11 protein-coding genes are annotated in these 14,425 nt (G+C 71.7%); 10 read left to right on the top strand and 1 reads right to left on the bottom strand.

Annotated features, from left to right (window positions below):
* Positions 1-481: 481 nt before the first annotated feature.
* A complete protein-coding gene (locus HMPREF2833_RS02240) occupies positions 482-1,693 on the bottom strand; it encodes a dicarboxylate/amino acid:cation symporter (RefSeq protein WP_070636573.1) in 1,212 nt (403 codons plus the stop codon).
* A gap of 193 nt (positions 1,694-1,886) precedes the next feature.
* On the opposite strand from HMPREF2833_RS02240, the gene HMPREF2833_RS12640 reads away from it, so the two are divergent.
* The 10 genes from HMPREF2833_RS12640 to HMPREF2833_RS02185 all read left to right on the top strand — a co-directional run bounded on the left by HMPREF2833_RS12640 (position 1,887) and on the right by HMPREF2833_RS02185 (position 14,365).
* Positions 1,887-4,058, top strand: coding sequence for a hypothetical protein (locus HMPREF2833_RS12640; RefSeq protein WP_246829063.1), 2,172 nt, complete (start codon positions 1,887-1,889; stop codon positions 4,056-4,058).
* A complete protein-coding gene (locus HMPREF2833_RS02225; protein WP_223246168.1) occupies positions 4,048-5,085 on the top strand; it encodes an HAD-IIA family hydrolase in 1,038 nt (345 codons plus the stop codon). The genes HMPREF2833_RS12640 and HMPREF2833_RS02225 overlap by 11 nt, the downstream gene beginning before the upstream one ends.
* Complete coding sequence (locus HMPREF2833_RS02220; protein WP_070636570.1) at positions 5,082-5,690, top strand: hypothetical protein; 609 nt, start codon at positions 5,082-5,084, stop codon at positions 5,688-5,690. The genes HMPREF2833_RS02225 and HMPREF2833_RS02220 overlap by 4 nt, the downstream gene beginning before the upstream one ends.
* The gene (locus tag HMPREF2833_RS02215; protein ID WP_070636569.1) at positions 5,687-6,454 is read left to right on the top strand and encodes a TlyA family RNA methyltransferase; all 768 of its coding nucleotides are present in this window, start codon (positions 5,687-5,689) and stop codon (positions 6,452-6,454) included. Before HMPREF2833_RS02220 ends, HMPREF2833_RS02215 begins: the two co-directional genes overlap by 4 nt.
* Before the next feature lie 56 nt (positions 6,455-6,510).
* Positions 6,511-7,593, top strand: a complete 1,083-nt coding sequence (locus tag HMPREF2833_RS02210; protein WP_070636583.1) for an NAD kinase — start codon at positions 6,511-6,513, stop codon at positions 7,591-7,593.
* Positions 7,590-9,302, top strand: a complete 1,713-nt coding sequence (gene recN, locus HMPREF2833_RS02205; protein ID WP_070636568.1) for a DNA repair protein RecN — start codon at positions 7,590-7,592, stop codon at positions 9,300-9,302. The genes HMPREF2833_RS02210 and recN overlap by 4 nt, the downstream gene beginning before the upstream one ends.
* A 32-nt stretch (positions 9,303-9,334) precedes the next feature.
* The gene (locus HMPREF2833_RS02200) at positions 9,335-11,050 is read left to right on the top strand and encodes a CTP synthase (RefSeq protein WP_070636567.1); all 1,716 of its coding nucleotides are present in this window, start codon (positions 9,335-9,337) and stop codon (positions 11,048-11,050) included.
* A gap of 189 nt (positions 11,051-11,239) precedes the next feature.
* Complete coding sequence (locus tag HMPREF2833_RS02195) at positions 11,240-11,896, top strand: NUDIX domain-containing protein (protein ID WP_070636566.1); 657 nt, start codon at positions 11,240-11,242, stop codon at positions 11,894-11,896.
* On the top strand, positions 11,893-13,065 hold the full coding sequence (locus HMPREF2833_RS02190) for a site-specific tyrosine recombinase XerD (RefSeq protein WP_246829062.1): 1,173 nt from the start codon (positions 11,893-11,895) through the stop codon (positions 13,063-13,065). Before HMPREF2833_RS02195 ends, HMPREF2833_RS02190 begins: the two co-directional genes overlap by 4 nt.
* Positions 13,066-13,381: 316 nt before the next feature.
* Positions 13,382-14,365 carry a D-alanyl-D-alanine carboxypeptidase family protein gene (locus HMPREF2833_RS02185; protein WP_052239291.1) on the top strand — a complete coding sequence of 328 codons (984 nt, stop codon included), beginning with the start codon at positions 13,382-13,384 and terminating at the stop codon, positions 14,363-14,365.
* The last annotated feature ends 60 nt before the right edge of the window (positions 14,366-14,425 follow it).

Genomic DNA, 14,425 nt, shown 5'->3' with positions numbered 1-14,425 from the left:
GCGCTTTTCGGAATGCGCGGTCTGCCTCCGGGGCACAGGGCGGGCAGCTGGTTCAGCTTCGTGTCGATTTGCCCGGTGTACGGGCTCACAGCCTTCCCGGTGTCCGGTGTCCGGTGTCCGGCCTTCCCTGTGCCGGTGTCCGGCCGGCCTTGTGTTCGGTGCGCGCGCCGGCCCTGCGTACGCTGCCCGCGCCAGTCCTGTGTACGATGCGCGGGTCAGTCCTGCGCCTCGGGCGCGGCACGCATGTCGCCCCTGTTGCTGGCCGGTGTCTGTGCGCGCAGCGGCCCTCTGGTTCACTGCGGCAGGGACTACCCGTGCCTGGCCCGTTGAGAGGCCCATTAACCAAGGAAGATGGGTCTGGACAGTCTCCACGCCGGGGAGCTCATGGAACCCATGCCCCTCAGTTGCTCGCGGACCATACACATGCCAGGGGCGCACCGTGTTCGCACGGCGCGCCCCTGGACGGTTTGCTGGTTGTTCTTCAGCGAACCGTGGCGCTGGGCGCGTTGCGCAGTCGCCCGTTCTTCCCGCGCAAGAGCTTGTCCATAACGGCGGCGATGGCGCCGTCACCGGTCACGTTGCATGCGGTCCCGAAGGAGTCGATGGCAACGTACGTGGCGATCATCAGCCCCACAGCGGTCTCGTCGAAGCCGAGCTGCGACTGCAGGATCGCCACGGCCGCCATGATGGCGCCGCCGGGCACGCCCGGTGCCGCGACCATGGTTACGCCCAGCAGGAAGATGAACCCGATGTACTGCCACGTGTCGATGGGCATGCCGGAGATCGTCATGATCGCCGTGGAGAACAGCACGATCTTCAGGGTGGATCCCGAGAGGTGGATCGTGGCGCACAGGGGGATCGTGAAGCCGGCCACGCGCTCGTCGACGCCGTTGCGGCGGGCGCACGCCAGGGTCACCGGGATGGTCGCGGCCGACGACGCCGTGCCCAGGGCGGTTGCGTACGCCGGCAGCATGTTCTTGAGCATGACCAGCGGGTTGCGCCTGGCCACCACTCCCGCGATCCCGTACTGGATGAGCAGGATCACGATGGTCATGATGAACGCCAGCACGACGACGCGCAGGAACGTGGAGATCACCAGCGCGATCTGGCCGTTCATGGTCAGGCTCAGGAACATCCCGAAGATGTAGAGCGGGAGCAGAGGGATGATGACCTTCTCCACCACGCGCATGACGATGGTGCGCAGTTCCGCGAAGCCGGAGTGCAGGGTGGTTCCCCGCACGAACGTGATCCCCACACCCAGGCAGAAGGCCAGGACGAGGGCAGTCATGACGTCGAACACCGGTGGCATGGCGATCTCGAAGTAGCCGCTGAGCGCGTGCTCCTCCGGATTCTCGAGCCCGTCGATCGACTGTGTTCCGCCCAGCAGCCAGGGGTAGCTGCTCTGGGCCACGAGGAACGCCAGCAGCCCCGCGAAGACGGTGGAGCCGTAGGCAACCGCTGCAGTGACCGCGAGCCATTTGCCGGCGCCCCGCCCCAGCTCGGCGATGGCCGGGGTGACGAGACCCACGATGATGAGGGGGATCAGGAAGCCCAGGAACTGGCTGAAGATACCGTTGAACGTCATGAACACTCGAGCGAGCCACTCGGGCATGACTGCTCCGAGTGCACTGCCGAGGACAATGGCTGCGACAACACGGACGAGCAAGTTCTGGGAGAGAGATCTCAAGCGCATGCTCCATTATCAACGGAACCTGGCCACCGCCCCTGCACCAGGGTCCTCGCGTGGCGCTGCGGTGAAGGGCGTGGACGGGCCCAGGGCATTGTGAGGCGGTCGGTGACCGTTTGTAGAATGCTCAGCAGACCAGTGGACATCGCCCGTCGATGACCTGAACACCAAGGCCTGAGGCCGCAGTAGGAGACACCCCTTGAGCGCATCTGATCAGCACGGTTCCCGCGATCACTCGGATCGTCGGCGGGACGAGGGTGAGCGCGGCGGCTGGCGCGGCCGCGAGGACCGCGGCGGACCACGCGGTGGATGGCGTGGGGGTCCCGCATCCCGCGACGGTGGGGGGCGGGGCGGGCGCGATGGCTACCAGGCCGGCTTCGAGCGGGACGACTACCGGGGGCGCGGCGAGGGCCGAGGCCCTGGGCGCGGTGTCGGCCGCGACGACCGCTATGCAGGGGGACGACCGGAGCGGCGCGATGACCGGGCCCCGGGCGGCCGTGACGACCGCCGCCGTGACGACCGCGGCGACTACCGCCGCGGTGAGCGTGACGGTGCACGCGGTGGCTACCAGGGCCGTGACGACCGAGGAGATCGCCGGTTCGAGGGTCGCCGCGATGATCGCGGTTCGCGGTCCCGGGACGACTACCAGAGCCGTGAGGACCGCGGGAACCGTGGCTTCGGCGGCGACCGGGACGTGCGGCGTCGTGAGAGCGGGGGATCGGAGGGCTACCGCGGACGGAACGATCGGGGCTCCGGTGGGCGTGAGCGCCAGGACCGCGATCGTCGGGACGGCCGGTCCTACGGGTCCGGCAACGATCGGCGCCGCTTCGACGAGCGCGGCGGCGAGGAACGACGAGGCAGTGCCGGTGGGCCGGGACGCGGCAGGGACGGTTACCGGGGAGACTCGGCGGACCGCCGGGGTGACAGGGATGCCCGGCACCGGGACGCCCCCCGCAGTGGTGGCTTCTCCCGGTCGGATGCGCGCGGCGACGGTCGCGGCCGCGCGGACGACCGTGGCGGATACCAGTCCCGCGACCACCGTGGTTCCGCTGCGGGCTCGGGACGGGGGCACCGGGACGACCGCGGAGGCAGCGGCGGCCGCGGGGACCGTTTCGAGGCGCGGCACGACCGGGACGGGCAGGACCGCCACGCCCGTGGGGGCGATCGCCGTGGCGAGTTCGGCTCGTACGACCGCACGGACCGGCGCGGTGTCGACGGCACCCGCCCGCGGTTCGTGGCCCCGGAGATCGATGCGGACGTCACGGGGCGGGAGCTCGACCGCACGATGCACCACGAGCTCAAGGCCCTTGAGCCCAGCAACGCGGAACGAGTGTCCCAGCACCTCGTGATGGCCGCGCGCTACCTCGACGACGATCCCGAGTTCGCGCTGGAGCACGCGAACGCGGCCGTCCGCAAGGCGGGACGCATCGGCGTCGTGCGCGAGGCCGCGGGTGTCGCGGCCTACGCGGCGGGAGACTACGCGCTCGCACTGAAGGAGCTGCGCACCCACCGTCGCATCTCGGGCTCCCAGGAGCACCTCCCCCTCATGGTCGACTGCCAGCGGGCCCTGGGCCGCTCGGACAAGGCCATGGAGGAGGCGACCTCCGACGCCGCGGCGCAGCTGGATGCCGAGGCCAAGGCGGAGCTCGCCATGGTCGTCTCGGGCATCCACGCCGACGCAGGCGACCACGACGCCGCCCTGGCCGCCCTCGAGATCCCGCAGCTCGACAAGAACCGGGGCTTCGTCTACAGCCCCAAGCTCTTCCGTGCCTACGCGGAGGCACTGCGGGCCGTGGGCCGGGACAAGGAGTCGATGGGCTGGGAGCGCCAGGCCATCGTCGCGGAGGCTGCCTTGGGCATGGGCCAGTTCTCCGAGCCCGAGATCGTCGACCTCGGTGACGACCTCGACGAGGAAGAGGCGCGGCGGACCGTGCGCGAGGCCCAACGGCGTCACAGCGCACCGGAGCCGGAAACAGCCGACCGTTCTGAGGTCGGTGGCTCTGAGGAGCGCGGTTCCGGTGACGGGACGTCCTCGGACCACCCGGCGGAGGCTCCGGCGCCCACGGAGCCGGCGGGAGCGTCTGACTCTTCCTCCGAGTCTGCCGAGACCGCTGCGTCTGTCAGGACCGCTGTCTCTGCCGAGACCGCCGAGTCCGCCGGGCCCTCCGGTACGGCCGGGACGGCTGCTGGCGCCGGTGCCCCTGATACGGCTGCGCCCTCCGGCTCCGCAGCGCCGGCTGCACGGCGTGCGTCTGCAGAGACGGACGCGCCTGCCGATCGCGCCGATTCCGCAGCACACGGGGACACCGCCCAGGAGGCGGAGCCTGCTGAGCACGCGGGCGAGGAAACCCCGGAGCACCGTGCAGACTGAGCGGGCTCGAACCGAGGTGGACGAGGGCGCGCCGCTGATCGAGCGGTTCGACGCCCTGCTGTGCGACCTCGACGGTGTGGTCTACGCGGGGCCGCACGCGATCGACGGCGCGCCGGAGGCTCTCGACGAGGTGCGGCGCTCCGGCCGTGCCGTCGTGTACGTCACGAACAATGCCTCCCGGCCACCGAGCGCCGTGGCGGAGCACATCTCCGCTCTCGGGGCTCCCACCAGGGTGGAGCACGTGGTCAGCTCGGCGCAGGCCGCGGCCACTCTGCTCGCGCAGCGGCTGCGGCCCGCCGCCCGGGTGCTGGTCACGGGCTCGAGTGCGCTGGCCGACGAGATCCGTGGCGTCGGTCTGGTGCCGGTGGACTCCCAGACCGACGACCCCGTGGCCGTGGTGCAGGGCTTCGATCCGCACCTGGGCTGGGAGCAGCTCGCTGAGGCCGCGTTCACGCTCGCGGACGAGTCCGTTCTGTGGTGCGCCACCAACACCGACCGCACGATACCCAAGGAGCGCGGCATTGCGCCGGGCAACGGGACCCTGGTGGCGGCCGTGGCCGCGGCTGCAGGTCGGGAACCGCTCGTGGCGGGAAAGCCCGAGGCCCCGATCTTCCAGGAGGCCGCCGACCGCGTGGGCTCCACACGACCGGCGGTGGTCGGGGATCGGCTGGACACCGACATCCTGGGGGCGCACAACGCTCGGATGCGGAGCATCGAGGTGCTCACGGGAGTGGACTCTGCGGCCACCGTGCTGGCCGCGTGCTCGGCGCAGCGGCCCACGTTCCTCCTGGGTTCGCTCCGCGAGCTCTTCGAGCCGTACCCGCGGATCACCGTGGAGCACCGCGGCCCCGGGGTGCGGGCCACGTGCGGGGACGCGGTCGCGGACGTGGAGGGTGACCTCGTGTCCGTGGCGGCGGAGAAGGACCACCTGGACGGCTGGCGCGCGGCCTGCGCCGCGTGGTGGAACGCGCACCCGGATGCCGAGCAGCCCACGGAGCCGCAGCTGCGGTGGAAGGACCCCTCGTGAACCGCGAACCGGATCCCGAGGCCGCAGCGCTCCCACGCGGCTCGTCCGCTCCGAAGGACGCGGCCACGCTGGACGGGACGGCCTCCGGGCCCGAGGCGACGTCCACCCTCGACGTACCCGTTCCCAACGGCTCAGTCCCGGGGCCGACGACGCCGCGCGGCACCTCCACCGACCACGATCGGTCCGCGCCGCAGGATCCGTTCGCGCCGCAGGATCCGTTCGCGCCGCAGGATCCGGCCGCGCGGCAGGAGTCGTCCGTGGGGTACGGGTCCGGACGGGAGGACGTCCCGAGCGACGTCGTCCCCCGGACGGGGTTCGGGCCGGTCGACGCCGTGCTCGCGCGTGAGGCCGGCATCACCCGGATGCCCGTGGCCCACCGGGCTGCGGCGTTCGCCGAACTGCACACGGAGCTGGAGCGGATCCTGGCACAGGATCCGGGGGCCCTGCCCGCCGGGCTGATTCCCTCGGGGGCGCAGCTCTCAGACTCGCAGCTCCCAGGGTCACAGTCCCTGACGTCCCAGTCGCCGGAGCCACCGGCCTCGGTGGCTACAGTTCCCGACAAGGCAGCTGGCCAAAATCGCCCGGCCAGACGCGAGCCACGGTGACCCCGCGACTCGACCGGGTGCTGACGGAGCGCGGACTCGCGCGTTCGCGCACCACTGCTGCGTCGTGGATCAAGGACGGCCGAGTGGCCGTCAACGGTGTCGTGGTCACGAAGCCGGCCACCCCGGTGGGGGAGCAGGACGTGGTGGAGGTCGCGGCATCGGCCGAGGAGGAGTACGTGAGCCGTGCCGGCCACAAGCTGGCGGGTGCGCTGGGGTGCTTCCCGGACGTGGACCCCGCGGGCAGGCGGTGCCTGGACGCCGGAGCCTCCACGGGCGGCTTCACCGACGTCCTGCTGCGCCGGGGTGCCCGCGAAGTGGTCGCCGTGGACGTGGGACACGACCAGCTGGTCCCCGAGCTGCGTGCAGATCCCCGGGTGCTCGTCCACGAAGGGCTCAACGTGCGGTACCTGGAGCCGGAGCAGATCGGCGGCCCGGCGCAGCTCACGGTGTGCGACCTCTCGTTCATCTCCCTCACCCTCGTGGTCGGGGCCCTGGCTCGTGCCACGGAGCCCGGAGGGGACCTGCTGCTCATGGTCAAGCCGCAGTTCGAGGTGGGAGTCCACAACCTGTCCCGCACAGGAGTGGTCACGTCCGAGCAGGCCCGCGAGGACGCGGTGCGGCGCGTCACGGACCGTGCGGGCGACGTCGGGCTGGACGTCCTGGCCACAGCCCCGAGCCCGCTGCCCGGCCAGGACGGCAACGTGGAATTCTTCGTGCGGTGCCGCCGCCCGCGGACCGCCGGCGGCGTCGGAGTGCTCGCGTAGTGTGGAACGCGTCAACGCACGGTGGGAGCCGAACGCAGGAGGATGATCTGCAGCACGTGAGCCGGAAGATCCTGGTGATGACCCACACGGGCCGTCCCGAGGCGAAGGACGCCGCGCGCCAGTCGTGCGCGCAGCTGCACTCCGCGGGGCTGGTCCCCGTGCTCTCACGTCCGGACCTCGAGGCGCTGTGCGCGGACGGGCTGGACATGTCCCCTGTGGAGATCCTCGAGGAGGACGTCGCCCTCAAGGACATCGAGATCGTCATGGTTCTCGGTGGCGACGGCTCGATCCTGCGCGCGGCGGAGCTCGTCCGGGGAGTGGACACCCCGCTGCTGGGCGTGAACCTGGGGCACGTCGGTTTCCTCGCGGAGTCCGAGCGCTCGGGTCTGAACGAGACCGTCGAGGCCATCGTGGACGGGAGGTACACGGTGGAACGCCGCATGGCGCTGGACGTCACCGTGTGGGAGCACCGGCGCAAGGTCCTGCACACGTGGGCGCTGAACGAGGCCTCCGTGGAGAAGGGTGACCGCGAGAAGATGATCGAGGTGGTCACCGAGGTGGACCGCCGCCCGCTGTCCACCTTCGGGTGCGACGGCGTGGTCATGGCAACCCCCACAGGATCCACCGCCTATGCGTTCTCCGCGGGTGGGCCCGTGGTGTGGCCGGAGGTCGAGGCCCTGCTCATGGTGCCGCTGTCCGCCCACGCGCTGTTCTCCCGTCCACTGGTGATCTCCCCGCGCTCCATGCTGGCCGTGGAGGTCCTCACCCGAACGGACGCCCGCGGCGTGCTGTGGTGCGACGGCCGGCGCACCGTGGACCTGCCGCCCGGGTCCAGGATCGAGGTGCGGCGCTCCGAGAAGTCCGTGAACCTCGCGCGCATGCACGCCACGCCCTTCTCCGAACGGCTCGTCAAGAAGTTCGAACTGCCGATTGCCGGGTGGCGCGGCCCCCGGCCCGGTGAGCAGGTGGAGTCCATGACCACCGCGCTGCCCATGGTCCAGCCCACCACGGTGGTGGCGCAGGACCTCTCCCAGCCCAAGCTCAGCGTGGGGCGGGAGATCCCGCACCACGGACCACTGGGACGTGGCGGGACCTGCACCCCGGACGCCGATGACCTGAACGGAACCAGCGGATCATGATCGAGGAAATCCACATCCACGACCTCGGCGTCATCACCGACGCCGTCCTGCCCCTGGGCCCGGGTCTCTCGATCCTCTCGGGCGAGACCGGGGCCGGAAAGACCATGGTGGTCACGGCCCTCGGCATGCTCCTGGGCAACCGCGCGGACGCCGGCGCGGTGCGCTCGGGCAGCTCCAAGGCGCTCGCGGAGGCCACCGTGCGCGTGCCGGTGGACCACGCGGCGGTCGGGCTCGTGGAGGAGTCGGGCGGCACCGTGGACCGCGAGGAGGTCGGGGGCGGCGACGAAGCGCTCATCCTGATCTCACGCACCGTCTCTGCGGAGGGGCGCAGCCGCGCCCACGTTGGAGGACGGTCGGCACCCGTGGGAACGCTCGCTGCGGTGGGGGAGTCCCTCGTGGCCGTGCACGGGCAGTCGGACCAGCTGCGGCTGAAGTCCGCCGGGGCGCAGCGCACGGCCCTGGACGACTACGCGGGGCAGCCGGTCGCGGCCGAGCTCGCCGTGTACCGGGAGGAGCTCGCCCGCTACCGCAGCGTCGTCGCCACCCTGCGGGCCGCCAAGGAGAACTCCCGCGAACGCGCGCTGCAGGCGCAGAGTCTCACCACAGCCCTCGCGGAAATCGACGCGGTGGAGCCCGTCCCGGGCGAGGACACGCAGCTGGACGCCGAGAGCGAGAAGCTCACCAACCTGGAGTCCCTGCGCACCGCGGCCACCACCGCGCACGCGGCCCTCAGCGGTTCCGAGGCCGACGACGCCCCGGAGGCCAACGCCGTGGCCCTGCTGTCCCACGCCCAGCAGGCCCTCGAGCTGGAGTCCGACGCGGACCCGGACCTCGCGGCGCTCGCAGCCCGTGTGCGCGAGCTGACCGTGGTGGCCGCCGACGTGGCCGCGGACCTCTCCGGCTACGCAAGCGGTCTGGACGAGGACGGCCCGGCGCGCCTCGCGGAGGTCGAGGCCCGCCGCAGCGCGCTGCGCGCTCTGACCAAGAAGTACGGTGCCACGATCGACGAGGTGCTGAGCTGGGCGGACGAGGCGCGCACCCAGCTGGACGAGCTCGTGGTGGACCCCCAGCGCGAGGAGCAGCTGCGGGCCGAGGGGGAGAAGCTGCACGCGTCCCTCGAGAAGCACGCCGCCACCCTGCTGACGCTGCGGCGCGCGGCCGCGGAGAAGCTGGCGGCCGCCGTGAGTGCGGAGCTCACGGCACTGGCCATGCCCAACGCATCTCTCGTGGTGGCGGTGGAGCCCTCGGAGCGCTTCACGGATGACGGCCGGGACACCGTCGAGTTCATGCTCGCCCCGCACGCCCAGGCCACCCCGCGTCCGCTCGGCAAGGGCGCCTCGGGCGGTGAGCTCTCCCGCATCATGCTGGCGCTGGAGGTGGTGCTCTCCGAGGTGGATCCCGTGCCCACGTTCGTCTTCGACGAAGTGGATTCCGGGGTGGGCGGCAAGGCGGCCGTGGAGATCGGACGCCGGCTCAAGATGCTCGCCCGCAACGTGCAGGTCCTGGTGGTCACCCACCTGCCCCAGGTGGCGGCCTTCGCGGACCAGCACATCCTCGTGACCAAGTCCTCGGACTCGAGCGTCTCGGACGTGAAGGTCCTCACCGAGGAGGAACGGGTGGTCGAGCTGGCGCGGATGCTCGCCGGGCACGAGGACTCGGACGCCGCCCGCGAGCACGCCCGTGAACTCCTGCGGGACGCCACCGCATGACCGCAGACCCCCGTACCCCGCACACGACACGAATGGTAGGCTCGAATCCCGTGGTTGATGCTCAGGACGCCGCCCGCGAGGCAGGCACAGAAAAGAACAACGGCAAGGTGACCCGGCAGATCTTCGTCACGGGTGGTGTGGCCTCGTCCCTCGGCAAGGGGCTCACCGCATCTTCGCTCGGCATGCTCCTGCGAGCACGCGGGCTGTCCGTGACCATGCAGAAGCTGGATCCCTATCTGAACGTGGATCCGGGCACCATGAACCCGTTCCAGCACGGCGAGGTCTTCGTGACCGACGACGGCGCGGAGACGGACCTGGACATCGGGCACTACGAACGCTTCCTGGACGAGAACCTGGACGCCTCCGCCAACGTGACCACCGGGCAGGTGTACTCCACGGTGATCGCCAAGGAGCGCCGCGGCGAGTACCTCGGGGACACGGTGCAGGTGATTCCCCACATCACGGACGAGCTCAAGCGCCGCATGCGCCGCCGCGCCGAGGACGAGAACGCCCCGGACATCATCATCACCGAGATCGGCGGCACGGTGGGCGACATCGAGTCCCAGCCGTTCATCGAGGCTGCCCGCCAGGTGCGCCAGGACGTGGGGCGGCGCAACGTGTTCTACCTGCACGTGTCCCTGATCCCGTTCATCGGCCCGTCCGGCGAGCTCAAGACCAAGCCCACCCAGCACTCCGTGGCCACGCTGCGCGGTCTCGGCATCCAGCCGGACGCCCTCGTGCTGCGCTGCGACCGGGACGTCCCGGACGCCATGCTGCGCAAGATCGGCAGCGCGTGCGACGTGGACCTGGACGCCGTGATCTCCTGCGCAGACGCACCGAGCATCTACGACATCCCCAACACCCTGCACACCCAGGGCCTGGACACGTACATCCTCGACTACCTGGGTCTGGACTACCAGGACGCGGACCTGCGGCAGTGGTCGCGTCTGCTCACCGCGGTGCACGAGCCCGAGCACCAGGTCACGGTGGCCCTCGTGGGCAAGTACATCGACCTCCCGGACGCGTACCTCTCGGTCTCCGAGGCCCTGCGCGCGGGCGGGTTCGCCAACAACGCCAAGGTCAACCTCAATTGGGTGGCCTCGGACCTGTGCGACACCCCCGAGGGGGCGCAGCGCGAACTCGGCGACGTGGACGCCATCTGCGTGCCCGGAGGCTTCGGCATCCGTGGCCTGGAGGGCAAGCTGGGCGCGCTGACGTGGGCGCGTCAGCACAAGGTTCCCACCCTGGGGCTGTGCCTGGGCCTGCAGTGCATGGTCATCGAGTACGCGCGCAACGAGGTGGGGCTGCCCAACGCGTCCTCCACCGAGTTCGACCCCGAGACCGACACCCCCGTAATCGCGACCATGGAGGAGCAGAAGCAGTTCGTCGAGGGCGCGGGTGATCTGGGCGGCACCATGCGTCTGGGCCTGTACCCCGCCGCACTCGCCGAGGGCTCCGTGGTGGCCGAGACCTATGGCACCACCGAGGTCTCCGAGCGCCACCGCCACCGCTACGAGGTCAACAACGCGTACCGCGACGCCCTGGCCGAGGCCGGGCTGCGGATCTCGGGCACCTCGCCGGAGGGCACTCTCGTGGAGTTCGTGGAGCTGCCCCGCGAGGAGCACCCGTACTACGTGGCCACCCAGGCGCACCCCGAGCTCGCGTCGCGTCCCACGCGCCCCCACCCGCTCTTCGACGGTCTGGTCCGGGCCGCCCTGGAGCGGCGCGGCGTGCAGGCGCACGCCTGATCCGCAGCTCTTCTGACACGGGCCCCGACGACGCACCACCGGTTGTCGGGGCCCGTTCGTCACCCCGTGCTCGTCCCTGGAGGACGCGATCCGGGCGTATGCACCCGGCGCCGTGACTGCTCGGCGACCACCACGGTCCCGCACATCCCGCCGCCAGTGACGGGCCACCGACCACCGAACGGAGACACCATGGACTTCACCGACATCACCTCTGAGCAGTTGCACGACACCCCCGACCCCCACGCGGCGGAGTCCTCGGAGACCGTGTTCGACGGCGCGATCTGGGACGTGTGCCGGGAGACGTTTCGCATGGCGGGCCAGGAGAACGCGCTCACCCGAGAGTTCATCACCCACCCCGGGGCGGTCTCGATCGTGGCCCTCGACGAGCGCGACCGGGTGCTGCTGATCAACCAGTACCGTCACCCGGTGCGGCTGCGCATGTGGGAGATCCCCGCCGGCCTCCTGGACATCTCGGGCGAGCCCGCCCTGGACGCGGCCCAGCGTGAACTGGGGGAGGAGGCGGACCTGCGCGCCGAGCAGTGGGACACGCTCGTGGACTTCGACAACTCCCCGGGTTCCTCGGCCGAGGCCAACCGGATCTTCCTGGCGCGGGGGCTCAGCGAGGTCCCGGCGGCCCAGCGGTTCACGCGGGAGGGCGAGGAAGCGGAGATCGTCGCCGGCTTCGCGGATCTCGACGACGCCGTGGCCGCCGTGCTGGACGGCCGCCTCACGTCCCCGGCCGCTGCACTGGGCGTCCTGGCCGCGCACATTGCCCGCGCCCGCGACTGGAGCACTCTGCGGGCTCCGGACGCGCCGTGGTCGGCCCGCCCTCAGCACGCCGGGTGAACGACCACCAGCGGCTGAGTGCGGAGAACCCACGCCGGGGTCTCAACGCGGCGGAGGCGGGGTCCCCGGACAGGTTGCCGCGGCGGAGCGGGACGCCGGATGCCTCCCCGCGGGTCGCCCGGAACGGGGAGGCCGCGCAGCCGGAGACCGGTCCCGACACGGAGCCGCTTCCCGTGGTGGTGCAGGAGCCCGCCAGACGGGAGCCAGCGGCGTCGGCCTCGGAGCAGGAGCCCGCGGTGGAACTGGTGCGGGCCGTGGGGCGCTACCTGGACCACCTGGTGGTGGAGCGCGGACTGGCACAGAACACGGTGACCGCCTACCGGCGTGACCTGAGTCGCTACCTGGCCCACCTCACTCGGACCGCGCCGGACGTGCGCGTGCCGCGGGACATCACCACCGACCACGTGCGGGCGTTCATCCGTGTGCTGCGGGAGGGGGACGACGAGCACCCGCCCCTCTCGGCGCGCAGCAGCGCCCGGGTGCTCGCCGCGGTGCGCGGGGCCCACGCGTTCTGGGCCACCGAGTCGACCGTGGACGCGGACGTGGCCTCGCGGGTCAGCCCCCCGCCGCCACCCCAGCGGCTGCCGAAGGCGATCGGGGCCACCGAGGTGGAGAACCTGCTGGCGGCCCCCGATCCCGAGACGCCCGCGGGACTGCGCGCCCGCGCGTTCCTCGAGCTGCTCTACGCCACCGGTGCGCGCATCTCGGAGGCTGTGGCCCTGGACGTGGACGACCTCGCGGGCCTGCACGACGAGGATCTCGCGCTGATCCGGCTCGTGGGCAAGGGGGACAAGCACCGGCTGGTGCCCGTGGGCTCGTACGCCGTGACCGCGCTGGACCGCTACCTGGTGCGCGCACGCCCCGAGCTGGCGCGCCGCGGCAGGGGAACTCCCGCCGTGTTCCTCAACGCCCGGGGCTCACGGATCTCACGGCAGACCGCCTGGACCATGGTCAAGGACGCCGCGCGCACCATCCACCTGGAGGACAGGATCACGCCCCACACGCTGCGGCACTCCTTTGCCACCCACCTGCTCGAGGGCGGCGCGGACCTGCGCGTGGTGCAGGAGCTGCTGGGGCACGCATCCCTGGCCACCACGCAGATCTACACGAGGGTGTCCGTGGAGTCCCTGCGCGAGGTGTACGCCACGTCCCACCCGCGGGCCCGTTGAGCCGGACCCGCCCACCGGGCGGGGCGTCGCTCGAGCGCGGACCACCGGGGTGGTCACCGCCTCAGATCTCGCATGGGCCAGAGTCCCGGGCCCGAGCCGGCGCATCTGGCCCGAGCCGACGCATCTGGCCCGAGCCGACGCGCGGGCCCGAGCCGGCGGGCTGGACCGGGACTGGGCGGGATCCCGGCGCGGATGTGCTCGCCCGCACGTCTCAGCGGCCCGCCAGGTGGTCGGACCGACGGGTTCGGGCCGCCGAGTGCTCCACCACCTCCGGCCGTTCACCCTGCCGTCACGGACCCGGTCTACCCTGGGAGGGATGAAACCGTTCACGCGCCTGCCCTCCGCCCTTCTGGCCGTTCCGCTCGCCGCGACCCTGCTCTCGGCCGGAACGACTCCCGCCTCCGCCGTGACGGGCATCGAGGCCGAGTACGACGGCCTGCCGCAGGCCCAGGACTGGCTCGGCGAGCCCACGTCCGAGGAGTCGTGCGAGCTCCGGGACAAGGGGTGCTACCGCGAGTACGACAAGGGCGCCATCTACTGGTCGCCCGACACGGGCGCGCGGGCGCAGCGCGGAGCGATCTACGCCCGGTGGCGGGCCGAGGGATCCGAGCACGGGCCGCTCAGCTACCCGGTGAGCCGGGAAACCTGTTCCGACGGGACGTGCGAGGTGCGCTACCAGCGCGGGAGCATCACGTGGACCGAGGCGGACGGCACCACCGTGCACCGGGACGTGGACGAGGCAGCCAGCGCGGGCGTCGTCGTCAACAAGCAGCGGGCGCTGTCCCCGCAGGACTACGCGCCCGCTCCGCTGCGGGACGTGGGCGGGGGCGTGCAGCTGCGCGACGACGCCGCGGCCGCGTACGAGCGGATGTCACGCGCTGCGGCGGAGCAGGGGGTGGAGCTCACAGCCGTGAGCGGGTACCGGGACTACGCCACGCAGGTGGGACTGTACGAGCAGTACACCTCGACGTACGGACGGGAGACCGCCGACTCGATCTCCGCGCGCCCCGGGCACTCGGAGCACCAGACCGGTCTGGCCATCGACGTGGGCGCGCCGGACGGTTCGTGCGCCCTGCTCGCGTGCTTCGAGGACACCCCTCAGGGCCGCTGGGTGGCCGATCACGCGCACGAGCACGGGTTCGTGGTGCGGTACCCGGACGGGCGCACGGGCACCACCGGCTACGCCTACGAGCCGTGGCACCTGCGCTACGTGGGCGAGGACACCGCCACGAGCGTGAAGAACAGCGGGAAACCCGACCTGGAGTCCTACCTGGGCCTGCCCGGCGCTCCCAGCTACTGACCCCTCCCGCAGTGGCCACCGAGACGGCCGCGCACTGCGGCCCGGGACCGCACCGGGCAC

Origin of the sequence: Kocuria sp. HMSC066H03 (assembly GCF_001812045.1) — a bacterium.
Classification (GTDB): domain Bacteria; phylum Actinomycetota; class Actinomycetes; order Actinomycetales; family Micrococcaceae; genus Kocuria; species Kocuria rhizophila.
The sequence above is the reverse complement of the archived record's forward strand: the minus strand, read 5'-3'. Positions and strand labels throughout refer to the sequence as shown.

Coding starts and splice junctions, on each gene's coding strand:
- HMPREF2833_RS02240 (WP_070636573.1), bottom strand. CDS start 1,693: ATGCGCTTGAGATCTCTCTCCCAGAACTTGCTCGTCCGTGTTGTCGCA.
- recN (WP_070636568.1), top strand. CDS start 7,590: ATGATCGAGGAAATCCACATCCACGACCTCGGCGTCATCACCGACGCC.
- HMPREF2833_RS02200 (WP_070636567.1), top strand. CDS start 9,335: ATGGTAGGCTCGAATCCCGTGGTTGATGCTCAGGACGCCGCCCGCGAG.
- HMPREF2833_RS02195 (WP_070636566.1), top strand. CDS start 11,240: ATGGACTTCACCGACATCACCTCTGAGCAGTTGCACGACACCCCCGAC.
- HMPREF2833_RS02185 (WP_052239291.1), top strand. CDS start 13,382: ATGAAACCGTTCACGCGCCTGCCCTCCGCCCTTCTGGCCGTTCCGCTC.